Source organism: Nocardioides psychrotolerans (assembly GCF_943371775.1).
GTDB lineage: Bacteria > Actinomycetota > Actinomycetes > Propionibacteriales > Nocardioidaceae > Nocardioides > Nocardioides psychrotolerans_A.
Window position 1 is genome coordinate 23746 of record NZ_CALRWD010000018.1, and the last position, 22631, is coordinate 46376.

A 22631-nucleotide genomic window follows, 5' to 3' on the forward strand; every position below is an offset into this window, starting at 1 on the left:
TGCTGTGTCCCTGAGTCAGCGGAGGGACTGCAGGTCTTGAAGCATCTCGATCGCAAGGTCTGCTCCGATATCGCCGAAGCCGTTCGGCAGAGCATCACGAGGCACAACGAATTCGCCGCCTACACGGATGGTGGCGCCGGGGGAGCGCATGAAGCCCGAGTTCCTGTTGCCAAGGCGCCGTGGATCGCCTTCCCACACCCGGTCGGCATGTACGAGTCCTGCGGCTACGGCTGCGCTGTTGCCGGCGAGATGTGGGAAAGAGTTGGAGAACAGAACAGCGAGGTGGCCTTGCAGTCCTTGCCGATCGATGAGGCAGCCCATGTCGTCGGTCGGCAGCGAGATGAAGGCAGTGGTCGCACCCGGGCGGACCAGGAATCCTCTGAACTTCTCGCTGTGCGGCTCACCGTGGTGTCCCCGTTGAAACGACGGAGGACGGATGACCCATCCCACACCGTTGGACGCACCGACTAACAACGGTTCATCTGCGGCCACGAACCGTGCTTGGCGGGCTTGAGATCCCAGCGCGTCCGCACTTCGCTGCAGGTCGCTCACTCCCTTGTAGGGCACGTCGCCATCCGCGACGAGGTGGAGTTCAAGTACCGGGTTAGATACCTGCACCGGGATCCAGCTCTGCTGGCCAGGAGCTGACCAGCCGGCAGTGGTGCCTGCGGCGTACGGGTTCGCATCGGCAGGCTCGGACAGCCAGGGCACGGATATCGGCCCCGAAGGACGGGTTCGCCGAGCGGACTCGCCGGTGATGCTCAACACTCGGAGCGCCTCGCCGACCGCTTGATTGCACTCGAGCGGGTTGCCGAACGATCGCCAAAACTTCCCATTCACGAAGTCACCGACCTCGGACTTGAACTTTGCCTGTGCAGGCTCGTCAGGCTCGTCCAAGATCTTGTTGAAGACCAAGACGGGGATCCCTCGGTGCCTCGCTCGCGTAAATTCCTCGTGGGTAGGCGATATACCCGAATCGTCGAGCGAGTCGCCGTACTTCGAGCCAAGCAGCAAGATGTACACGTCTGCTTCGTTGACTCCGGCGATGCATGCCTCCCGGCTCGACCTGTTCTGTGCGACGAACTGCTCGAAGAGGAGAGCTTCGTGGTCGAACAGGGACAGGAACGCAGGCAGGGCCGCGCGCTCATCCTTCAACATGTGTGTGACTGACGAGATGAACACCTTCATCGCGGACTGTGGTTCCCTTCGCTCGATCGCTCCTGAATGAGCCTAGGCGCCGGCGCCGACATCGGAGACGGCTGCCTGGTGCGAGGTGCCAGATGACCGAGCAGCAGACCCAGTCGGTCCGACGTCGACGGTGATTGACGGACCGCGGACTAAGGGGTTGGAACGAGCGAAGCAAGCCTCAGGTGTCAGTGGTTGGGGTCTTGCGGCGCGACCAGCTGCTCGGCACGGGCAAGTTGCCGTTGATGACGAGGGTGACGACCACACTGGGGGAGTGGGGCTCAGTCATGCCGTGCTGTTTCGGGGTGAGCATGAACAGGTAGTTCTCGGGGGTGCCGATGGGCAGGACCTTCAGGCTCATGTCCAGGACGACGAGGATGGCGAGGCGGACGCCGTCGGCGGCCGCGTACTGGGCGGGCTGGCCGATGTACTTGGTGGCGGATTCGCGGGTGACAGGCTGGTCGCGGGCGACCTTGAGCTCGGCTGTGATGCCGTCGTGCCGGGTGTCGAGGTACCCGTGGCCGAGCGCCGTGCCACGTTCCACGCGTCCTTCGAGAGTGGGGTCGGCCAGTAGCGCAGCGTGGAGATCGTCGTGGAACTGGCGCTCCTTCACGTACTGGCCCCGGCGGTACTTCTTGTTCCAGGTCATGGCGAGTCCCGCCCGGGAGATCGCGTTGAGGAGCCGTGCGAACGGCTGGAGGTGGTTGTGCGAGTAGCCCGCGGCGGCGAGCTTCTCGTAAATGCCGAGCAGGTGCTCGTCGAAGACCTCGTGCTGGGTGGTGGCGTCGCGGGCCGGGTTGTAGGGGCGGACGCGGAACTCGCGGTGGCCGGCGACGTCGAGCGACTGGCTCTTGGGGTCGCCGTTCTCGTCGGTGCCGCGCCACGTCAGGCGCACCAGTACCGGCGGTGCGGGCTGGGTGGTAGGGACGGCGTACCGGACGTGGAGGCTGCCGGTTCCTTCGAAGGTTTGCGGCTCACCGGTGTGCTGGTGGCGCTGCCAGGTGAGCGCGGGCCGCTGGAGCTCGTTGTCGTTGAGCGCGCTGATGAGCTCGGCATCGAGCCGTTGGACCCACTCCGGCCACGGGTCGGTCTGCACCTGCAGGCTCAGGGTGTGAGTGAGTGCCGGGTCGACGATGGCGGGGCCCGTCAGGAGCGTGTCGTCGATCGAGACGAGGGCGACGGCGACCGTCGCGCTGTCCGGTTCGGGTTCGGCCGGTGGCATCCACGGTTCGGATCCCCGGTGGCGTCGAGGTGGACGGATGAACAGCAACGGTGCCGGGAGACCCGCCGCGGCGAGGCACGCCGTACCCACGTCGAGAGGCGTGGACGCGCTCGGGCCTGAGGCGATGACGGCTTTCAGAGCTCGGGCACGAGGGAACAGTGGGTCGTCGACCCGATGGGCGTCCAAGTCGATCGAGTCGGCGCGGCGACGTGCCGCGGCCCTGTGCGCTGATGCTTGGGTCACGTCAGCATCGAGCAGGAAACCGTCAGCGTCGAGGAGGTGGGAGACAGCGTCGAGAAGCTGACCTGTGATCGCGACACCGTCTCGAGTAGCCGTTCCGGCTCGACCATCCGTTCCTGTCGGTGCGACCTCGCGCTGAAGCAGGGCAGAAAGGACACGCAGGCGCTGGGCACGCGCCCTGAGCCTCATCGCCGGGTCGGGCGGGTCGGACTCAGTGAGTGGGTCGTCGGTCGTAACGGAGGCGATCCTCATGTTGATCGCCGACGAGATGTTGGGCGGGATCGGCGTGTCCAGAAGCGTGCACACGATCGATGCCCGAACCGCCGCGGCCCAGGCGAACGGTTGGAGCCAGCGCAGGTCGTCGTCGGCATGACTCACACAGACGCCGATCGCTGCGGCTACGTCGTCGACGGCCTCAAGGACCGGCGAGTGGGCCGCCCGATCTGGGGCGAGGCTCACGTGGAGGCGCGCGACAGCGGCGGCAAGCGACACCAGCGCGCGTTGTGAGCTGCGCGCCGGCTCATCCGGAATCCGCGCCAACGCACCTTCGAGCAGCGCGACGGCGTCGTTGCGGCGTTCGGCACGAGCGAGGACCTCTGCGTACTCCATCGACCCGTAGTGGGACTCCGGGGAGTGCCTCGCCCCGACCTCAATGACGGCGCCCGCGGGCAGGCCGAGCAGGCCGACGCCGCAGTCGAGGAGCCCTTGCAATGCATCCTCGGCCTCGTCGCGCTGTCGAAGCCCGAAAGTGCTGCGAGGCGCCAACTCCAGCCAGAGGGTCGCCAGTTCAGGTGTGACACGCGCGTCTGGTTGCCATGGCTGCCCGGTCACGTCGTCGGCTTGGTGCCACTCCAGCGTGGGCACCCTGGCAAGTGCCCTCTTCTCCAGCTCCGCTAGAGAGTCGAGATCTGCCACGTGGTGACGCAGGGCCGCGATCGAGGTCAGGAACGTGTCGAGGTGATCCGAGACGTCGATGGCCTCCATCACTGCCGCAGCGTGGAAGACGAGCTGCGGTCGCGATCTCGGGTCCGGCCACGGGAGTTGGCATGCGGCAGTGAGTACGGCGTCAATCATCACGAGGTGTGCGTCTGATACGAGAGCCGGGAGGAGGTCTGCAACGACTGATGGGAGTGCGTGTGTGGCGCCGATGGTGGTCCATGCCTCCAGCGCCGCGGAGCCGAGGAGGGGGTCGACGTCAACGAGGTAGGTCTGGAGGGTGGTAAGGATGGCTTGGAGGACCTTCGGCTGGTGCCCGTGTCGACGTCCGACGTTGCCAAGGGTGTCCAGGAGGGGACGTACCAGATCGGCTCCAAGGTCACCATCACGTTCGCTCGTGATGAGGGTCGTGATGGTGCGACACACCTCCAGCGGGTCGATGGACGATGCGGACTCGACCGCGCTCAGCAGGCGTCGAGCGGACTGGGACAGGCTGCTCGCGCGTCCCCACGCCTCCAGGCCTGCGAGGAAGTCCGGGGGCGCGGTCGAAGTGAGCACGCTCTGGGGTTCGGAGAGCCGGTGGCGTGTCAACGTCACGAACGCACCCAAGGTCGCGTCCAGGTGCCCGGCGAGGGCGCCGCGGTGGTGTCGTCCCATGCGCTCGATGGTCTCGGCGGCCGTGAACGTGACCTTGTGGCCCCACGACTCATCGGTGCGGGCAAGGAGAAACGCGAATGCTGCATCGGTGAGCCCACCGATCTCCTCCGGTGTGGTCACCGGGTCATCCGGACGACGGTGGATGTAGTCGGTGTCGACCAGGTCCAGGGCGTACCGGACCGCACCGACGAGGCCGTCGCGAATCTCTTCGGCCGCGTGCCGGCCTGCATCCTCCAGCAGTACGGAAATGCGGGCTGGTGCGGCAACGAACATCCGCGCCAGCGCCCTCTCGGCCACCGAGACGGTGCCCGGGTCGTAGCTGTCCTCGGGCGGGACACCGAGCGAGACCGCCAGGTTGGGCAACAGGGCGACGGCCAGCTCGAGGTGGGTGGACGCCAGATGCTCGATCGCTCCAGCTGCAGCCCGTCGGTCGAAGTCGGAGACCTCTCGCGGCCGGTACGCCGGGTTCACGATGATGCCCACCACTGCGGGCCGCGGCAGCATCACGCCCAGGTGCGCGACGAGCTTGTCGGGAGCGAGGGTCGCAACGACGCGCAATGGGCCCGGGTCGTTCGCTTCCACGACGGGCGTTGGGCCGGAGTAGTGGTAGTCCTCCGGTGTCTTCGACCCGGCCAGGACCACCACTGCCCAGATGACCGCATCGTCGATCTCGGCGACGCCGACCTGGTCCGGATGGTCGGTCAGGCACCGCCCGGCCTCAAGTGAGGGGAAGCTCCGCAACGAGGCCATGGCAGTCGCGACCAACCGTTCAGTGAGCTCCGGTCGTCGCGACGTGAGGTGACGCAGGGGCTCAAGGAGTTCCGAGATCCCGACGTTCGTCACCGTGTCGAACAGCTCGTCAATGACTGGCTCATCGAACCTGTGCGCCGCACGTCCGGCAACGGTCATCAGCCGTCGCCTCGCCGCTGTAGTCGCACCGACATCGATTTCGACCGCCGGATCCGGGTCGAGCACATCGACATCGTCCAAGATGCTCGCGACCGCTGGGTCTGCCGTGGCTCGCAAACTCTGCCGTCGGTCCACACGGTCGGCTCGCGCCACGCGGCGTTCCCGCAGCTCCGTGTCGTGTGCGGTCTGGTCAGCGTCGGCCTTCTCCCGCCGTGCCAAGGCCTCGGTTTCGAGGTTCGGCAGATGCCCCGTCGGGTTCCTCATGTCGCATCCGACGCAGTGCGCGCCATAGAACTCGAACGTGACATGGTCCAGCCGCATCCCGGTCATGCCGCCGATGGCGATCGGGCACTCCACTCGTCGCGGGTTCAACGGCAGTCCAGTCTCGACCTCCAGCAACCCCCCGCCGCCCCACTCCACGAACCGCATGTGTCGGCAATGATGCAAAGCGAGATCCATGATCCGGGCGTTCTCGCGACCTATCGCCACGTCCTTGGCGAACTCTGCCTCGTCCAACCGTCCTGCTCCGCTCTTGGGTCACCCACTGATGACATCCAGTCTGAAGCACACGACCGACAGCCAGCCCGACACACGGTGGTGTGCCTCTGACTCGGCGGACGGGCACGCCTCGGCCGCGGTCTGAACGGCAACACCGCCGGAGGGTGATGGGTTCCATCTCGAGCATCGCGGCCACATGTATCGACTCGGGTCGCGTCGAAAGTGCCTGAACGTCGCCAACGAGGTGAACGCCTCCATCATCGTCTTGGGCGTGCACCACGCAATCTCAACGCACGTTTGGCCCAGCGGATGTCCGGAGCAATCTCGCCAGTTTGCTCGTCTCCATTGCAGAGCCACGACGCATTCACTTCACCTGGTTCGGGCGCCTCGGGTGTCACACGGGTCGTGCATGGCTCACAGCCTGTCCGACACTCCCGCGAGGAACGTCTGAATCTCAGCATCCTGGGCATCGGAGCCGGGGTTACCGAAGAGAGGAAGGCTGACTGAGCCACCATCGCTAAACACGATCCGCGCGGAGCTGGACCAGGTCCATGCCCGGCCGGACTCGCTGACCCGGCTGATGCGCCGGCACTCTGCCTGCGATATCTCGACTCTGCCCACCTGCTTGATCGAGCGCACCCACCCCTTCGTCTCGTCGGGTTCGTCATCACCAGCAGCGTCGGAGTATGCGGTCCACCCCTCTTTGCCCTTCACCACTGAACCATGAGCGAGAGCGTTCTCTGTCAGCCAGAGGGCTCGCCACTCAGTTGAGCCGTCGTGGGTGTCGCACTGGACGGTCGTGGCCACGGGCTCCGCGCCGCCCGTCAACGAGGACATACACGCCCACAGGGCGACAGGCGCATAGGCTCCAGCCGCGCGGTCGGCCATCCGATCCTGCGCCAACTCGCCAAGCCAACCTTCGGGAATCTCCATGACGGCAGGCTAGCGATGAGGTACGACAGTTCCAGTTCGCCACCGCGTTCCGGCGGACGACCGGCTCGCCGACGCCCGCACCACCCCGGCCGGCCCAAAGACGAACTGACTTGCTTGGAGCGCTGCCCAGGAATTGCCAGCGACCGAACGTGCCGTTTGGCCAGTGCGGAGAGGTATCGGCAGCGGCGTGTTCGCCGTTGGCGACGATCGACGAACTCGCCAACGACAGAGGGCTCCAGGTCGTTGTCTCAGAACACATCGCGTCCTCTCGCCAGAGGATCCGCACTAGCTGCCGTGTCCGGGCATGGTAGAGGGATTCGAACCCTCGGGAGCCGAAGCCCCACCCGCTTATCAGGCGAGCACCATAGGCCGCTCGGTCATACCTCCTCGGTCAGGCGACGTACGAGACGCAACCTCACCTCAAGCGGAACCATGTGCGTCGCGGAGCGGGCCACGCGACGGTGTCGAAGTTATAGCACGGTGGCGCCGACGGCGTGCGACGATCCCGCCTAAGGAAGCCACTGCTCTCGTTGTTCCGGCGGTTCGGGGCGACACACGACGCGTACGGGCGTCAGAACAGGCGTTCGGAGAATGTCTGCAGCACTTGGCTGGGCAAGACGCCGGCGTCGGCGAGTTCCTTGAGGACCGCGGGTCGGAGTTCGTCAGCGTCCGCGCCGCTGAGCAGGCGGCCCTGTAGGGACATCCACACGGCCTCGACCCTCTCGGCGATCTGCTGCACGTCGTCGATCGGGGTGAATGAGAGTTCCTCGACGGCCAGGGCGCGGGCGGCTTCGTGCACCGTGCTCTTGCCGCTGACCAGGAAGATGTGACTTCCCGGCGGAACCTCCTCGTCGAGGTCCTTCGATGCGGCGCGTAGGTGGGTGTTGGCCTGGCGGATGTCGTCGGCGGAGATATCGTTCTCGTCCTTGGCCTCGGACTTCGCCTCCCAGGCCACCCACATCTCGTTGCTCCATCGCCATACCGCGTCGGCGCGGGCTTCGTCGGTTGGCTTGTGCGAGTCAGCGCCGAGGAGCCGACCGAGGGTGACCAGCCCCTGCTCGTACCTGCCCGCCTCGCGCTGGGAGAGGTTGTCCTTCATCTCGGTAACGGCGCGGGTGAGCGCGCGTGGCTTGCCGACGGACTTGGCGTGCGCAATGACGCCGTCGACGGCGAGCTTGTCGAGGCGGGATGCCTCGGCCTCTGCGGTGGCGGCGGTGCCGTCGGCAAGCTGCCGGTTCGGCATCCAGGTGGTGCGCGATGCTGCTGCGTTGGCTGCGCGCATGAGGGCGTCGGCCTGCACTGCGTAGGTCGGGTCGGCGGTTGCCGCGAGCCGTGCCCAGTGCGCGGCGAGGTAGTTCCACAGGGCCTGGTACGGGCGGAGTTCCGCGCCCCCGGCGAGCGCCTGGATGGCGCGCTCGGCCTGTCGCACCGCTTCGCCGAAGTTGCCACGCCACGCGGCGTCGAGAGCTTGGATCTCGTAGGCCGCTGCCGCGTTGAGAGCCTTGGTGTCTTCGGCGTCGTCGGCGTCTGCGTACCGTTCGCGCAGAGTGCGTATCTCGGGCTCGATGTGGGTGTTCCAGGACGGGTCCTGGTCGAGGAACTGGCGGATGGCCGTGCCAACCTCGGCGGCAGGGCGGCGGCTGCTGTTGCGGATGCCGATCTCGAGTTCGGCGCGGATCTCGGGGTGGGTGCCTTGCTGGACCTCCCGGTCACCGGCGAATGCGATGAGGGGTTGGCCGAGGACGACGACCACCGCCCGGTCGTTGGTGTTGCGGGTCGCGCGGCCGGCGCCCTGAGCGAACCGGGTGCGGGTGCGTTCCTGGAGGACCCGCTTCGCGCCGAGGAGCGTTGTGTAGAACTTCTCCTGTGGGTCGGCGCCCACCGGGAGTCCGGCGAACACAATGAGACGGCACTGGTCGTCGGGCAGGTCGATGCCGTCGTAACGGTTCGCGAGGCCGAGGACGGCGCGGGACTCGCTGGTGAAGGGCGCGAGCGTCGTCTCGACGTCGGTCGCGGTGAGGCTCTTGAACCCGGCAGGCACGAGCAGTTGCTTGACCTGGTCCAGGGTGTAGTTCGACGGGGCGAGCAGCAGAGATCGGCCGGCCTCGCGCATCAGGTCGGAGACGAACTGGGCGCGTGCCGCACCTGCCGTCGTGTCACCGCCGGCGCGTGCGAACTCGTTGGTGAGTTCGGGGAACACAAAGAACCGACGCCCGGTGCCGCGCTCGTCCCACCCGGCGGGCACGGCCATGCGAGTGATGCGACGTCGACCGAACGCCCGCTCGAGCTCGCCCCCGGCGCCGATGGTCGCGGAGAGGTACAGCCGCTGCTTGGGTGAGGTGTATGGGTCGTGGGTGCTTGTCGGTGGGAGGAGGGGCCGGATGATCACCTCGTCGGCGCTCGCGAACACGCTGCAGGCGTCAACAGAGTCGCGCACCATCCGCCACGAGTACCTTGCGTTCGTCTGCTGCGCCTGGGTGTCGACGACCTGCGTCAGGGTTGGCAGGTTCGCGGTGACGACCTGAGGGTCGATCAGGTAGCCCTCCGCGCGCGTAGCGGAATCGTGGGTCGCGGCGAGGAGTCGGACGGCGGCGGTGCCGGGAAGGCCGGCCGTGAGCAGCTCCACGATCTGGGTGTACGCGGTGGTGCCGTGGTCGAAGCGGACCGTCCAGGTGTCGGCAATCGCTCCGGCCGCGGCGTGAGCGTCGTCGAAGATCAGGAGGTCTGCGTCGTCGAGCTGGGAGTTGGAGTTGAAGACGGCCTTGTAGTGCGCGACCGCGATCGCCTGCCCCTGGGTGTAGGCGAGCCGGTCGTTGTTGTCCCAGCTCCAGTTCGACCCGGTCAGGTCGACCACGCTGATGCCGGCTGCACGAGCATCAGTGACCGCCTGGCGTGCCAGCTGAAGGGTGGGGCACAGATACACCACGCGCTCGTTGAGGGTCCGGCGACGCCACTCGCCGATCAGCATGCCCACGAGGGTCTTGCCGGCGCCGGTGGGCAGCTCGATCGCCAGGTCCGGATCCGACTGATGATTCAGGTAGTCCCGCAGGATGTCGGCCTGGTGTGCCCACAGGTGCTTCGGGCCGTGCGGCAGACGCGGGAGGTCTCGGAACAGCGCCTCGGGGTTGGCGGCGGGAGTCGGAGTCGTACCGCTCGTGATGAAGGACATGCCTGCTTCCTCGCTCGTGCGGCCCCGGCGGAGGGGTCCCGGGTTGGCCCATGCTTCCGGAAGTGCTCGAGCTATCCAAACCGGTTTCGAGGTGCCCCTCCGCGGCCGGACCTCGCCGCCCCGCTAGGCGCCAGCGAGTTGGCCACCCTTCGCCATCTCGATGACGTGTCCGTCGGGTGTTGGGGTCTGCTGTACGACCTCGTGACAAAATTGATCACGACCGGCGGCAGCACGTGACCGGGGTTGTGGACGGACGAGCGATGAAGGTCGGCCTGCAGTGGTTTTCTTCACTGCGGTCAACATCAGGAAGTTCGTGCTGCGAGCGGCGCGGCTCTCCGACCTGGTCGAGCTCGGCAGCCTGACGCCCCGGGCTGCGGCGTTCCTCGAGGCCTCGGTGCGAGCCGGCCTCAACGTGATGGTTGCGGGCGGCACGCAGACCGGCAAGACGACCATGCTCAACTGCCTCGCTGCCGCGATCCCTGGCGGCGACCGGGTGGTGTCGGCCGAGGAGGTCTTCGAGCTGCGCTTCCCGCACCCCGACTGGGTGCCGCTCCAGACCCGGCAGGCCGGGCTCGAGGGCACGGGGGAGATCCGCTTGCGGGACCTCGTCAAGGAGAGCCTGCGCATGCGGCCCTCCAGGATCATCGTCGGGGAGGTCCGTTCCGAGGAGTGTCTCGACCTGCTGCTGGCGCTCAACGCCGGGCTTCCCGGCATGGGCACGCTCCACGCCAACAGTGCGCGGGAGGCGCTCGTCAAGATGTGCACCCTGCCGCTGCTGGCGGGGGAGAACATCTCGGCCCGCTTCGTCGTCCCCACGGTCGCGAGCTCGGTCGACCTCGTCGTGCACCTCGGCATCGACCGCCACGGGATCCGCCAGGTCGACGAGGTCGTCGGGGTGCCGGGACGCGTGGAGAACGACGTGATCGAGACCGAGACGATCTTCGAGCGGCGCGGGGGAGACCTCGAGCGCGCCAACGGCATGCCACCGCGGCCCGAGCTCTACGAGCGGGCCGGGATCGACGTCCACCGGATCCTGGGGGAGGGGCACTGATGGGGGCGCTCGTCGGGCTCGGGGTGGGGACCGGGCTGCTGCTCGTCTGGTCCGCGTTCTTCGTGCCGCGCCGGGCTGCCCGGCCCGCACGCGGTGTGAGCCTGAGCGCGCAGCTGTTGGCCCGGGCCGGGCTCGGTGACGTCTCCCCGACCGGCTTCGCGCTTCTCTGCCTGGTCTCCGGGACGGTCTGCGCTGTCGTGCTCCAGGCCGTCTCCGGCACCGTTCCGGTGGCGTTGGCATTCGGGGCCATGGGCGCCTACCTCCCGGTCGCGATCGTCGCCGGCCGAGCTCGACGTCGTCAGCGGGAGTTCGCCGAGGTCTGGCCGGAGGCGGTCGACAACCTCGCCTCCGCCGTGCGCGCCGGGCTCTCGCTCCCCGACGCCCTCGCGGGCCTCGCCGTGCGGGGCCCCGAGCCGTTGCGCGATGCCTTCGATGCCTTCGCCCTGGACTACCAGGTGACAGGACGCTTCGGCGACTGCCTCGACCGGCTCAAGGCCCGGCTCGCCGACCCGGTCGGCGACCGCGTCGTCGAGGGGCTGCGCATCGCGCGCGAGGTGGGTGGTGGCGAGCTGGGACGTCTGCTGCGCAACCTCTCGGGCTACCTGCGCGACGAGGCACGCACCCGCTCCGAGCTCGAGGCCCGCCAGGCCTGGACGGTCAACGGCGCCAGGCTCGCGGTGGCCGCGCCGTGGCTGGTGCTGCTGCTGATGTCGCTGCAGTCGGAGGTGATCCGCCGCTACGCCTCACCCGCGGGCGTCGTCGTGCTCGTGGTCGGAGCCTCGCTCTGCCTGGTGGCCTATCGCCTGATGATGCGCATCGGCCGCCTCCCCGTCGAGAGGCGGATCCTGTCGTGACGCTGCTTCTCTGGGGTGCCGTGCTCGGCGCCCTCGCCGGCGCCGGTCTGGTGCTCGTCGTCGCGCGGGTGCGTGTCATCGGCCGCCCACAGCTGGCGACCCGGGTCCTGCCCTACGTCCGCGACCTGCCGCAGGTGGGGCGCTCACCGGCGCTGCGGGTCGCCTCGACCTCGCCGGCGTCGGCAGCCGCCGGGGTCTTCGGCCCGGTCCTGCGCGCGTCGGCGGACGGGGTGGAGCGGGTGCTCGGTGGCTCGGCCTCGGTGCGTCGCCGGCTCCAGCGGGCCGCCATCGACAAGTCCGTGCACGACTTCCGGGTCGAGCAGGTGCTGTGGGGGTTGGCCGGCTTCGTGCTGGTCGCCGCCTACGGCGTGCTCGAGACGATGGCCAACCCCGGTGGTGAGCTCACGCTGGTCGTGCTCTGCGCGATCGGGTTCGCCGGGGGCGTCATCGGGCGCGACAACCACCTCTCGGGCCAGGTCAAGGCACGCGAGCGTCGCATCCTGGCGGAGTTCCCCACGATCGCGGAGATGCTCGCGCTGGCGGTCGCTGCAGGCGAGAGCCCGGTGGCGGCCCTGGACCGCGTCGTACGACGCAGCGGCGGCGAGCTCTCCACCGACCTGGCGCGCGTGCTGGCGGCCGTCCGCACCGGGGAGCCGGTCTCCTCCGCCTTCGACGACCTCGCCGCGGCCAGCGGGCTGAGCCTGGTCTCCCGCTTCGCGCAGGGCATCGCGGTCGCGGTCGAGCGCGGCACCCCGTTGGCCGAGGTGCTGCACGCACAGGCCGCCGACGTGCGCGAAGCAGGGCGACGCGAGCTCATCGAGGTCGCTGCCCGCCGCGAGATCCTGATGATGGTGCCGGTGGTCTTCCTGGTGCTCCCCGTGACCATCCTCTTCGCCTTCTGGCCCGGCGTCGTGGGCCTCGACCTGACCACTCCGTGATGTCTCGAGGAAAGGACCTCATCATGGGCAACACCGCACTGCAGCTGTTCACCCGCCTCCATCTGGCGCTCGTCGCGCCACGCCAGCGCGACGAGCGGGGGGACGTGCCGGGCTGGGTGCTCGTCACCGTCATGTCGGCCGGCATCGTGATGGCGATCTGGGGCGTCGCGCGCCAGGAGCTGACCGCGATGCTGAGGTCGGCGCTCAACTCGGTGCAGTAGTGCTCCACCGGCTGCGCGCCCGCTCCCACCGAGGCGCGGCGGTCGTCGACGTCGTGCTGGTGATCGTCGTCCTCGTGCCGGTCGTGCTCGGGATCGTCCAGGTCGCGTTGGTGATGCTCGTCCGCAACACCCTGGCCGCCGCGGCCTCCGAGGGGGCACGGCTCGCGGCGACGGCCGACCGCGGACCGGCCGAGGGCGTCGCCCTGACGCGCGAGCAGGTCGATCAGGCGGTCTCGGGTCGCTACGCCCAGGACGTGTCCGTGCGCCGGGTGCTCATCGACGGCGCCCCTGCCGTCGAGGTCACCATCCACGCCCGCGTCCCCGCCCTGGGTCTGGGCGGGCCCGCCATCGAGCTCGACGTCACCGGCCACGCGATCGAGGAGCTGCCGTGAGGTGGCACCGGGAGCGCAGCGGCCGTGAGCGTGGCGGCTGTGAGCGTGGCAGTGCCGTCGTCGAGCTGACCTGGCTGGGCATCCTCCTGCTCATCCCGACGCTGTGGATCGTGCTGTCCGTCTTCGAGGTGCAGAAGGGCGCCTTCGGCACGAGCGCGGCCGCGCGGGCGGCGGGACGCGCCTACGCACTGGCACCCACCGATGCCGAGGGCCGGCATCGCGCGGAGCAGGCCGCCCGGCAGGCGCTGGCCGACCAGGGGCTCGAGGACGCACCCCTGACGGTCACGGTCAGCTGCGACTCCCCGGGCACGAGCTGCCACAGCGGGGGAGCGGTCATCACGGTGCACATCTCGTCGCGCGTCGACCTGCCGCTGATGCCGGAGGTCCTCGGCGGGGACAAGCCCAGCTTCGCCCTCGACGCCACCCACGTGGTCCCGATCGGGCAGTACCAGGAGGTCCGGTGACGGCCGCGCCCACCCGTCGTACGCCGAGGGACGAGCGGGGCTCGTCGGTCGTCTTGATCTGCGGTTTCGCGGTCTTCTTGCTGATGACGATCGCGATGGTGATCGACGCGTCCGCGGCCTACCTGCAACGCCAGGGCCTCGACACGCTCGCCGACGGCGCGGCGCTGCGCGGCGCCGACCTCGGCGCGACCGGGACCGACGTCTACGAGGGCGGCGTCGGCCAGGACCGGCTCGAGCTCACCGAGGCGCAGGCCCGCGAGGCGGTGCGCAGCTACCTCGTCGAGGTCGGCGCCCATCGGCGCTTCCCCGGACTCTCCTACGACGTCCGCGTCGAGACCACCCGGGTCGTCGTCGACCTGCGCGCGCCGCTCGACCTGCCGCTGACGGTGCCGGGCTCGCCCGAGCGGCCGGTCGTCGGCGCCACCGGGTCGGCCGTCGTCGCGCCCGGATGACCAACTTCACCCGAAGGGGTGCCTGAGAGGTCTCTTCCTCGCTACGGTCGGGACATGCTCCCTCGGATCCTGGCTGCCCTGACGATGGCGCTGGCCCTCGCAGCGGTGCTCCTGGTCTCCAGCCCCGCCGAGGCGAGGACCCCGGAGCAGGGCTACCAGTCCTCCGCCTTCACCGCGACCAACAAGGCCCGCGTCTCGCACGACCGGGCCAAGGTGAAGGTCAACGGCTGCGTGCAGCGCTTCGCCGTGCGCCAGGCCAAGCGGATGGCGGCCCAGCAGGAGATGTTCCACCAGGACCTCCAACCGATCCTCACGGCTTGCGGGCTGAGCAAGGTCGGGGAGAACGTCGCCTACGGCTACTCCTCGGGCAGGGGTGCGGTCACGAAGGGCTGGATGAGGTCGAAGGGCCACCGGGCCAACATCCTCGACGGCGACTTCGCCCTGCTCGGCATCGGAGCCCGGCGGGGCGCCGACGGCACGTGGTACGCCGCGCAGGTGTTCGGCCGGCGCTGAGCGCCCGTCCCGACGGACCAGGGGCGTCGTCCGATCGGACGATGCGTCGGTCCCACCGGATCACTAGCGTCAGCGCCATGCTCTCTCGGATCGTGGCGGCAGCCGTCCTCCTGCTCGCGGTGCTGGTCGCCAGCCCCACTGCTCCCGCGCAGGCGCGCACGCCCGAGTCGACGTACCAGACCGCCATCACGGTGACCACCAACCAGGCGCGCGTGCTGCGCGACCGGGTCAGGCTGCGCGGCAACAGGTGCGTCCAGGGCTTCGCCGTGCGCCAGGCCAAGCGGATGGCCGCCCAGGAGCGGATGTTCCACCAGGACCTCGGCCCGATCCTCGAGAAGTGCGGGCTGCGCAAGGTGGGGGAGAACGTCGCCTACGGCTACCTCACCGGCGTCCAGCTGGTGCTCCAGGGATGGATGCAGTCGGAGGGCCACCGGGCCAACATCCTCGACCGTCAGTTCCGTCTGCTCGGCAGCGGTGCCCGCCGCAGCGAGGACGGCACCTGGTACGCCGCGCAGGTCTTCGGCCGCAAGGCCTGAGCCCGGATCGACGCGCCAACCTCTGACCCGTAACCTTGCCCCTTGTGGCAGGACCGGATTACGAAACCCAGATCAAGACGCTCCAGGCGACGATGCACACCATCGAGCAGGTGCTCGACATCACCGCGATGCGCACGGAGATCGCCGACCTGGCCGACCAGGTCGCCGCACCCGACCTCTGGGACGACCAGGCCAACGCCACCCGCGTCACCGGCCGCCTCTCCGCGATCCAGGGCGAGGTCGACCGCTTCGAGTCGCTGACCAGCCGCATCGAGGACCTCGAGATCATGCTCGAGCTGAGCGCCGAGGAGGGCGACGAGTCGGCACTGGCCGAGGCCGAGATCGAGCTCAACCGCATCAAGAAGTCCGTCGAGGGCCTCGAGGTGCGCACCCTCCTCAACGGTGAGTACGACGCCCGCGAGGCGCTGGTCTCCATCCGCGCCGGCGCCGGTGGCGTCGACGCCGCCGACTTCGCCGAGACGCTCATGCGGATGTACGTCCGCTGGGCCGAGCAGCACGGCTACGCCGTCGAGGTCTACGAGACCTCCTACGCCGAGGAGGCCGGCCTCAAGTCGGCCACCTTCGCCATCCACGCGCCGTACGCCTATGGCACGTTGAGCGTCGAGGCCGGCACCCACCGCCTCGTGCGGATCAGCCCCTTCGACAACCAGGGTCGCCGCCAGACCAGCTTCGCCGCCGTCGAGGTCGTGCCGGTGCTCGAGCAGACCGACGAGATCGACGTGCCCGACGAGGAGATCCGCGTCGACGTCTACCGCTCCGGTGGTCCGGGCGGCCAGTCGGTCAACACCACCGACTCCGCGGTGCGTCTCACGCACATCCCCACCGGCACGGTCGTGTCCTGCCAGAACGAGAAGTCCCAGCTGCAGAACAAGGCGAGCGCCATGGTCGTGCTCAAGGCCAAGCTGCTCGCGCTCAAGAAGGCCGAGGAGAAGGCCCACCTCGACGGGCTGCGCGGCGACGTGCAGGCCAGCTGGGGCGACCAGATGCGCAACTACGTCCTCAACCCCTACCAGGTCGTCAAGGACCTGCGCACCGGCTACGAGGTCGGCAACCCCAGCTCGGTGTTCGACGGCGACCTCGACGGCTTCCTCGAGGCCGGCATCCGCTGGCGTCGCGGCACCGACAAGGCCGAGGCCAACTAGCGCGCCCTGACTCGGCGGTCAGGGGCGATCAGCGAGCGGCGACGGCGTTGGACCTCATGCCGAGCGGACCGAAGCCCGCGGCGTTGCGGGCGCGCACGGCGAAGCGGTAGCGGCCCGACGGCAGGGCGAGTGACCTGGACCGGAGGCTGGTGCCGACGACCTGGCTGATGAGCGTCCGCACGACCGCGCCAGCGCTGGTGAGCTTGTAGGCGACGATCTGGTAGCCGGTGACAGCCGAGCCACCGGTGCTGGTCGGGGGCTGCCACCGCGCGAGCGCGGTGACGGCTCCGCCACGGGCGCCGGGGCTCGCCTGCCCGATCACCGGCGCACCGGGCGTCGTGACCACGGCAGCCACACCGACACTCGCGGCCGGGCCGGGGCCGACGGTGCTCAAGGCGCGCACCTCGAGGGTGTGGGCGGCCGACGAGACGGCGCCGAAGACGTGGGTGAGCGAGCCGGAGGCCGGTGACCACGCGCCGGCGTCGAGGCGCACCTCGTAGCCGCTGACCGGTCCACCGGTGGTGGGTGCCGTCCAGGTGAGTGCGAGCGTCTGCGCGGCGACGTCGCGGGTCGCGGTCGGGGATCCGGGAGCCCCAGGCGGCACCGGCTCAGGGTCGGGCACGACCACGCCGCCGCAGCCCGTGACCGCGAGCCGATAGGCGCCGAGGCTGCCGTAGTCGTCGTAGCCGCTCGACGGCGAGCCGTTGCCGACGCCGTCGACCACGGCGAAGTAGCTGCCGCTCAGCACGCTCTGCGTCAGGGTGGCGCCGAGACCCGAGACGACGTCGAAGTCGACCGTTGCCGAGGCTGGGTTGGCGGTGGCCAGCACTGTGCCGACGTCGTCGACGAGCTGCACCTGGAGGTCGAGGTCGGGGCTGACCGAGGCGACCGTGCCGATCAGCGTGACGGCGCCCGCGCAGGCGCCGAGCGCGTAGTAGTCGAGGTCGCTCCGCTTCGAGATGTACGCCGGCGCGCCGGTCGGCAGCGCGCTGCTGGCCGTGGCGCGCGTGCCACCGTCCTCGTCCACGCGGTAGGGCGCACCGTTGGCGGCGATGATCGCCACGTCGTCCTCGCCGGAGCGTGTGGCGCCGGTGTAGTCGCCCTTGCTCCACTGGGTGATCGGTCGGCCGTAGCCGGCACCCATGATCGGTGCCCAGGAGCCGTGGCCCGCGTAGTAGTCGGCTCCGCCCTGCCCGTCGTGGTCGAGGCCGAAGTTGTGGCCGACCTCGTGGCTCACGGCCTCGGCGACCGCCTTGGGGTCGTGCATCAGCGCCTGCGGGAAGATCCACGCGGGTTGGAACCGGCTGTGTGCGTCGGGCTCGTCGAAGACGTCCACGAACGCCACGCCGCCGCAGCCGCCGCCGCAGATCGCGTCGATGGCGGCGTCGCTCGGGGTGATCAGCGCGCGGGTGCCGAAGACCTGGTCGCCGGCGCCGGCGCGGGTGATCGCCGCAGCCCCCGGGTCTGCCGTGGTCACGTCGACGTCGAAGGGCGCGTAGTCCTCCGCGACCCGCGCCCACACGTCCTGCACCGTGGCCAGCTCGGCGGCCGAGAAGGACGGGCCGTTGCCGGCGGGGTCCCAGGCCGGGTGGGTGCCGCCGGGGAGCCCGGTGTCGGTGTTCCACTGGGTGGCGCTGACGTCGGCCCCGTCGAAGTCCAGGAAGATCGTGCGCTGGGATCCGGGCTTGCTGTGCAGGGTGAAGCTGCGCCGCAGTGCCTGACGTGATGCGACGCGTGCGTCGGGGGCAGCCGTCGGTGGCTCGATGCCGACCGGTGCCGGGTCGACCACGTAGACCTTGCCGGACGCGCTCGCTCGGTGGGTCGCATCCGGTGCCGGCGCCGAAGCGAGCGACGCGGGGACGGCGAGAGTCGCCAGGCCCGCGGCCACGGAGGTCAGGACGACGACGGTGGCGAGGATCCGCCGGGAGGGATGCTGAGGCACGCGGACACGCTAGGTCCCGGCCGACGCGCGCCGCAGGAGAAGCGGCCGCACATCAGCCGATCGATCAGTCCAGCGGCGCAGCGGACTGGACCACGGCCGCGCACCACCGGCTGGTGCGCTCGGTCAGCTCGGCGACCGGCACTGCGACCGGCGCGGTCAGCTGGCAGGTCAGCCAGGCGTCGCCGAAGAGCCCGCGGAAGGACTGACGGCGACTCCCGCCCTCGGTGCACTCGAGCGCCACGGAGGGCACGCCGTACGACGGCGCGCCGGCGAGCGGCGAGCAGCCGGCGTCGCGGCGGGCCGCCCCGGCGAGCGCCGCGGCCCGCTCGTTGGTCACCGGGGGAGCGAAGACCCACGCCCGGGCGACCGTGCCGTCGGCCGCGCTCCAGGCGCAGCTGAACTCGTGGGCGACGTCGCGCAGCGAGCCCACGATCCGGGCCCGTCGGCCGTTGCCGTAGGCGACCACCTCGTCGACCGGACCGGCCACGGCATCGCTCACGGCGTCCTCGGGGACGGTCGTGCAGAAGTCGGTGCGGGCGACCAGCAGCTCGGTCGTGTCGAGCGACGACAGGCTCACCGGGGCGGGCGGGACGGCGGGCGCGACGGGGGGCGGCTCGTCGCCGCCGACGACCAGGACACCCACCGTGACGGCCACGACCGTCGCCACGAGGGCGATCAGGAGGGTCCGGAGTGCGCGCACCCGCACACGATACGGAGAGAGTGGTGCTAGAAATGCACGGGTGAGCACTCCCGACGCCGTCCGCACCGCCGCGGTCGCCCGCCTCGACACCCTGGGTGACGCCGCCCAGGAGGCCTTCCTGCTGCGGCTGGACCGGTGGTGGCCCGACCTGGACCGGGCGGTGCGCGAGGTCTACCGCGCCACCCCCGACCTGGTCCTGCGTCTCGTGGAGACCGCCGCGGACGCCTACGTCGCGCGCTCGCCCGACCTCCACCGTCTCGACCAGCAGCGGCTGCTGCGCCCCGACTGGATCCAGCAGCCCGACCGGTTCGGCTACGCCTGCTACACCGACCGCTTCGCCGGTGACCTGCCCGGCTTGGGCAAGCGCCTGGACTACCTCGACGAGCTCGGCGTGACCTACCTGCACCTCATGCCGCTGCTCCAGCCGCGCGAGGGTGACAACGACGGCGGATACGCCGTCCAGGACTACGGCGCCGTCCGGGCCGACCTCGGCACGATGGACGACCTGGCCGAGCTCGCCACGCGGCTGCGTGAGCGCGGCATCAGCCTGGTCGTCGACCTGGTGCTCAACCACGTGGCCCGCGAGCACGCCTGGGCCGCGGCGGCACGCGCGGGGGACGAGACCCACCGCGACTACTTCCTGATCCACCCCGACCGCACGCTGCCCGACGCCTACGAGGCGACGCTGCCCGAGGTGTTCCCCGACTTCGCCCCCGGGAGCTTCACCTGGGACGACGAGGCGGTCGGCTGGGTGTGGACCACGTTCAACACCTGGCAGTGGGACCTCAACTGGGCCAACCCCGAGGTGCTGGTGGAGTTCGCCCGCATCGTCCTCGACCTGGCCAACGTCGGCGTCGAGGTGCTGCGTCTCGACGCGATCGCGTTTCTGTGGAAGCGGATGGGCACCACCTGCCAGAACCAGCCGGAGGTCCACTGGATCACCCAGGCTCTGCGCACGGTGGCCAAGATCGCGGCGCCGGCCGTGCTGTTCAAGGCCGAGGCGATCGTCGGTCCGCGTGACCTCGTGCAATACCTCGGCACCGGCCCGCACACCGGGCTGGTCAGCGACCTGGCCTACCACAACAGCCTCATGGTGCAGGTCTGGTCGATGCTCGCCACCCGCAACACCGTGCTCGCCCGGCACGCCCTCGCCGCGCTGCCGCCGACGCCGCCGAGCGGCACGTGGATCACCTACGTCCGCTGCCACGACGACATCGGGTGGGCCATCGACGACCGCGACGCCGCTGCGGTCGGGCTCACCGGGCCCGGGCACCGACATTTCCTCAGCGACTTCTACGCCGGGGAGTTCCCCGGCTCCTGGTCCGAGGGCCTGGTCTTCCAGGCCAACCCGGACACCGGTGACCGGCGCATCAGCGGCACGGCCGCCTCGCTCACCGGTCTCGGCGAGCACGAGCTGGACGCCGACGGCGCGTTGGCCCGGATCTTCCTGGCCCATGCCGTCGTCGCGGGATGGGGCGGGGTCCCGGTGGTGTGGAGCGGCGACGAGCTGGCCCAGCCCAACGACCCCGCGTGGGCCGACGAGCCCGGCCACGAGGATGACAACCGGTGGGCCCACCGCCCCCGCATCGACGAGACCCGGATGGCCCAGCGCGGTCGAGCCGACACCCCGGCCGGTCAGGTGTTCGTCGGCATCGCCCACCTGGCCCGCGTCCGCGCAGCCCTCCCGCAGCTGCACGCGTCCGCCCCTGTGGAGACGCTCACGGACACCGACGACGGCATCCTCGCCGTCGTACGACGTCACGCGAGCGGGCCCTTCGTCGGGCTCTACAACGTGACCGACGAGCACCGGCCCTTCCCGCTCCGGCGCCTGCACGAGGCGGGCCTGGCCACGCCCTACGACGCGATCGGCGGGCACCTGGTCGCCGCCGGCCACGACGGCAACGTCTGGCTGCCGCCCTACGGGGCATGGTGGGTGGTCGAGGCCACAGCCTGACGGGGGTGCGGCCGGGGCGGGGTCCCCAGAAGGGTGCGCCTCTCGGCTAACGTCGTTTCACGTGATTCGCTTCGAGAAGGTCTCCAAGACCTACCCCGGCCCGGGCAAGCCTGCCCTCGACAACGTGTCGATCGACATCGAGAAGGGCGAGTTCGTCTTCCTCGTCGGCACGTCCGGCTCCGGCAAGTCCACCGCGCTGCGCCTGGTGCTGCGCGAGAGCCGCCCCACGTCCGGTCGTGTCTACGTCGCGGGCAAGGAGGTCAACCGGCTGGCCGGGTGGAAGGTCCCGCGGTTGCGCCGCCAGATCGGCACCGTGTTCCAGGACTTCCGTCTCCTGCCCAACAAGACCGTCTCGGAGAACGTCGCCTTCGCGCTCCAGGTGATCGGCAAGTCCCGCAGCGAGATCGACGGCGTCGTCCCCGGCACGCTCGAGCTGGTCGGCCTCGAGGGCAAGGGTGACCGCCTGCCCGACGAGCTGTCCGGCGGTGAGCAGCAGCGCGTCGCCATCGCGCGCGCCTTCGTCAACCGCCCGATGATCCTGATCGCCGACGAGCCCACGGGCAACCTCGACCCCACCACCTCGGCCGGCATCATGAAGCTGCTCGGCCGCATCAACGAGACCGGGACCACCGTGCTGATGGCCACCCACGACGAGTACGTCGTCGACCAGATGCAGAAGCGCGTCATCGAGCTCGACCACGGACGGGTCACCCGCGACGAAGCGCGCGGCGGCTACGGATCGCAGGTGCTCTGATGCAGCTGCGCCACTCGTTCACCGAGCTCCGCCAGGGGCTGCGCCGCAACGTCTCCATGCACATCGCGGTCGTGCTCACCCTCTTCGTCTCGCTGACCCTCGTCGGCCTCGGCGCCATGCTCAACCAGCAGGCCGTCAAGGCGGCCGACCAGTGGGGCAGCGAGCTCCAGATCACCGTCTACCTCTGCCGCGACGGCGATGACAACCCGGCGTGCCTCTCCGAGGTCACCGACCCGCAGAAGCAGCAGATCGCCAGCGTCGTCGAGGACAGCCCCGAGGTCGCCGACTGGTACACCGAGACCAAGGCGCAGGCCTTCGAGAAGGTCAAGGAGCTCTTCGGGCCCGAGCGCTTCGAGGGCCCGGACGCCGCCCTGACGGCCGACGACATGGCCGAGTCGGTCTGGATCACCCTGGAGGACCCCGACGAGTTCGAGGGCATCACCAGCGCGCTGCGGGGCCTGCCCGGCGTGGCCCGGATCCAGGACCTGCGAGACGTGGTCGGCCCGATCCTCAGCTCGATCGACGCGCTCAAGTACGGCGCCATCGGCACGGCCGCGTTCCTCGTGCTCGCCGCCCTGCTCCTCGTGGCCAACACCATCCGCCTCGCGGCACTGGCCAGGCGCAAGGAGATCGGCATCATGCGGCTGGTGGGCGCCTCGACGCTCTACATCGCGCTGCCCTTCCTCATGGAGGCGCTCGTCACCGCCTTCCTCGGCGTGGCGCTGGCCGCCGGCGCCCTCGCGGCGTTCCTGAAGTTCGGGATCATCGACCGCGCGGCGCAGGGCCTGACGTTCATGCCGTGGATCGGCTGGGAGGACTACTACGTGACGCTGATCGGCATCGGGATCGTCGGGCCGGTGCTGACGCTGCTCCCGACACTCCTGCTGACCCGCAAATACATCAAAGTCTGACCTCCAGCCACTACCGTCGAGGCGTTCACTTCCCCGA

General features: G+C 69.8%; 19 protein-coding genes. 13 read left to right on the plus strand and 6 right to left on the minus strand.

Going from position 1 to position 22631, the window contains the following annotated elements; translation table 11 throughout:
- Positions 1-15: 15 nt before the first annotated feature.
- The 4 genes from AAG827_RS07440 to AAG827_RS07455 all read right to left on the minus strand — a co-directional run bounded on the left by AAG827_RS07440 (position 16) and on the right by AAG827_RS07455 (position 9749).
- Positions 16-1188, minus strand: coding sequence for a DUF4062 domain-containing protein (locus AAG827_RS07440; RefSeq protein WP_341925255.1), 1173 nt, complete (start codon positions 1186-1188; stop codon positions 16-18).
- A gap of 178 nt (positions 1189-1366) precedes the next feature.
- The gene (locus AAG827_RS07445) at positions 1367-5665 is read right to left on the minus strand and encodes a hypothetical protein (RefSeq protein ID WP_341925256.1); all 4299 of its coding nucleotides are present in this window, start codon (positions 5663-5665) and stop codon (positions 1367-1369) included.
- A gap of 396 nt (positions 5666-6061) precedes the next feature.
- Positions 6062-6580, minus strand: coding sequence for a hypothetical protein (locus AAG827_RS07450; protein ID WP_341925257.1), 519 nt, complete (start codon positions 6578-6580; stop codon positions 6062-6064).
- A gap of 571 nt (positions 6581-7151) precedes the next feature.
- A complete protein-coding gene (locus AAG827_RS07455; protein ID WP_341925258.1) occupies positions 7152-9749 on the minus strand; it encodes a DEAD/DEAH box helicase family protein in 2598 nt (865 codons plus the stop codon).
- 277 nt (positions 9750-10026) lie between these two features.
- Between AAG827_RS07455 and AAG827_RS07460 the strand changes: the two genes are divergently transcribed.
- The 10 genes from AAG827_RS07460 to prfB all read left to right on the plus strand — a co-directional run bounded on the left by AAG827_RS07460 (position 10027) and on the right by prfB (position 16333).
- A complete protein-coding gene (locus AAG827_RS07460) occupies positions 10027-10800 on the plus strand; it encodes a CpaF/VirB11 family protein (protein ID WP_341925259.1) in 774 nt (257 codons plus the stop codon).
- Positions 10800-11654 (plus strand): type II secretion system F family protein, encoded by an 855-nt coding sequence (locus AAG827_RS07465; protein ID WP_341925260.1) that lies wholly within the window; start codon positions 10800-10802, stop codon positions 11652-11654. Before AAG827_RS07460 ends, AAG827_RS07465 begins: the two co-directional genes overlap by 1 nt.
- Complete coding sequence (locus AAG827_RS07470; RefSeq protein WP_341925261.1) at positions 11651-12592, plus strand: type II secretion system F family protein; 942 nt, start codon at positions 11651-11653, stop codon at positions 12590-12592. Before AAG827_RS07465 ends, AAG827_RS07470 begins: the two co-directional genes overlap by 4 nt.
- A 23-nt stretch (positions 12593-12615) precedes the next feature.
- Positions 12616-12813 (plus strand): hypothetical protein, encoded by a 198-nt coding sequence (locus AAG827_RS07475; RefSeq protein ID WP_341925262.1) that lies wholly within the window; start codon positions 12616-12618, stop codon positions 12811-12813.
- Positions 12813-13205 (plus strand): TadE/TadG family type IV pilus assembly protein, encoded by a 393-nt coding sequence (locus AAG827_RS07480; RefSeq protein ID WP_341925263.1) that lies wholly within the window; start codon positions 12813-12815, stop codon positions 13203-13205. Before AAG827_RS07475 ends, AAG827_RS07480 begins: the two co-directional genes overlap by 1 nt.
- A complete protein-coding gene (locus AAG827_RS07485; protein WP_341925264.1) occupies positions 13202-13669 on the plus strand; it encodes a hypothetical protein in 468 nt (155 codons plus the stop codon). The genes AAG827_RS07480 and AAG827_RS07485 overlap by 4 nt, the downstream gene beginning before the upstream one ends.
- Positions 13666-14121: a Tad domain-containing protein gene (locus AAG827_RS07490; protein ID WP_341925265.1), complete on the plus strand. Its 456-nt coding sequence runs from the start codon at positions 13666-13668 to the stop codon at positions 14119-14121. Before AAG827_RS07485 ends, AAG827_RS07490 begins: the two co-directional genes overlap by 4 nt.
- A 54-nt stretch (positions 14122-14175) precedes the next feature.
- Positions 14176-14634 (plus strand): CAP domain-containing protein, encoded by a 459-nt coding sequence (locus AAG827_RS07495; protein WP_341925266.1) that lies wholly within the window; start codon positions 14176-14178, stop codon positions 14632-14634.
- Positions 14635-14711: 77 nt separating this feature from the next.
- On the plus strand, positions 14712-15170 hold the full coding sequence (locus tag AAG827_RS07500; protein WP_341925267.1) for a CAP domain-containing protein: 459 nt from the start codon (positions 14712-14714) through the stop codon (positions 15168-15170).
- A gap of 44 nt (positions 15171-15214) precedes the next feature.
- On the plus strand, positions 15215-16333 hold the full coding sequence (gene prfB / locus AAG827_RS07505) for a peptide chain release factor 2 (protein WP_341925268.1): 1119 nt from the start codon (positions 15215-15217) through the stop codon (positions 16331-16333).
- Between the two features lie 28 nt (positions 16334-16361).
- On the opposite strand, the gene AAG827_RS07510 is transcribed toward prfB, so the two are convergent.
- Both AAG827_RS07510 and AAG827_RS07515 read right to left on the minus strand, forming a co-directional pair.
- Positions 16362-18275 carry a zinc-dependent metalloprotease family protein gene (locus AAG827_RS07510; RefSeq protein WP_341925269.1) on the minus strand — a complete coding sequence of 638 codons (1914 nt, stop codon included), beginning with the start codon at positions 18273-18275 and terminating at the stop codon, positions 16362-16364.
- A gap of 64 nt (positions 18276-18339) precedes the next feature.
- On the minus strand, positions 18340-18975 hold the full coding sequence (locus AAG827_RS07515) for a hypothetical protein (protein ID WP_341925270.1): 636 nt from the start codon (positions 18973-18975) through the stop codon (positions 18340-18342).
- Positions 18976-19015: 40 nt separating this feature from the next.
- On the opposite strand from AAG827_RS07515, the gene AAG827_RS07520 reads away from it, so the two are divergent.
- The 3 genes from AAG827_RS07520 to ftsX all read left to right on the plus strand — a co-directional run bounded on the left by AAG827_RS07520 (position 19016) and on the right by ftsX (position 22594).
- Positions 19016-20929, plus strand: coding sequence for an alpha-amylase family protein (locus AAG827_RS07520; protein ID WP_341925271.1), 1914 nt, complete (start codon positions 19016-19018; stop codon positions 20927-20929).
- Between the two features lie 61 nt (positions 20930-20990).
- Positions 20991-21683, plus strand: coding sequence for a cell division ATP-binding protein FtsE (gene ftsE / locus AAG827_RS07525; protein WP_341925272.1), 693 nt, complete (start codon positions 20991-20993; stop codon positions 21681-21683).
- A complete protein-coding gene (gene ftsX / locus AAG827_RS07530; protein WP_341925273.1) occupies positions 21683-22594 on the plus strand; it encodes a permease-like cell division protein FtsX in 912 nt (303 codons plus the stop codon). Before ftsE ends, ftsX begins: the two co-directional genes overlap by 1 nt.
- Positions 22595-22631 lie beyond the last annotated feature (37 nt).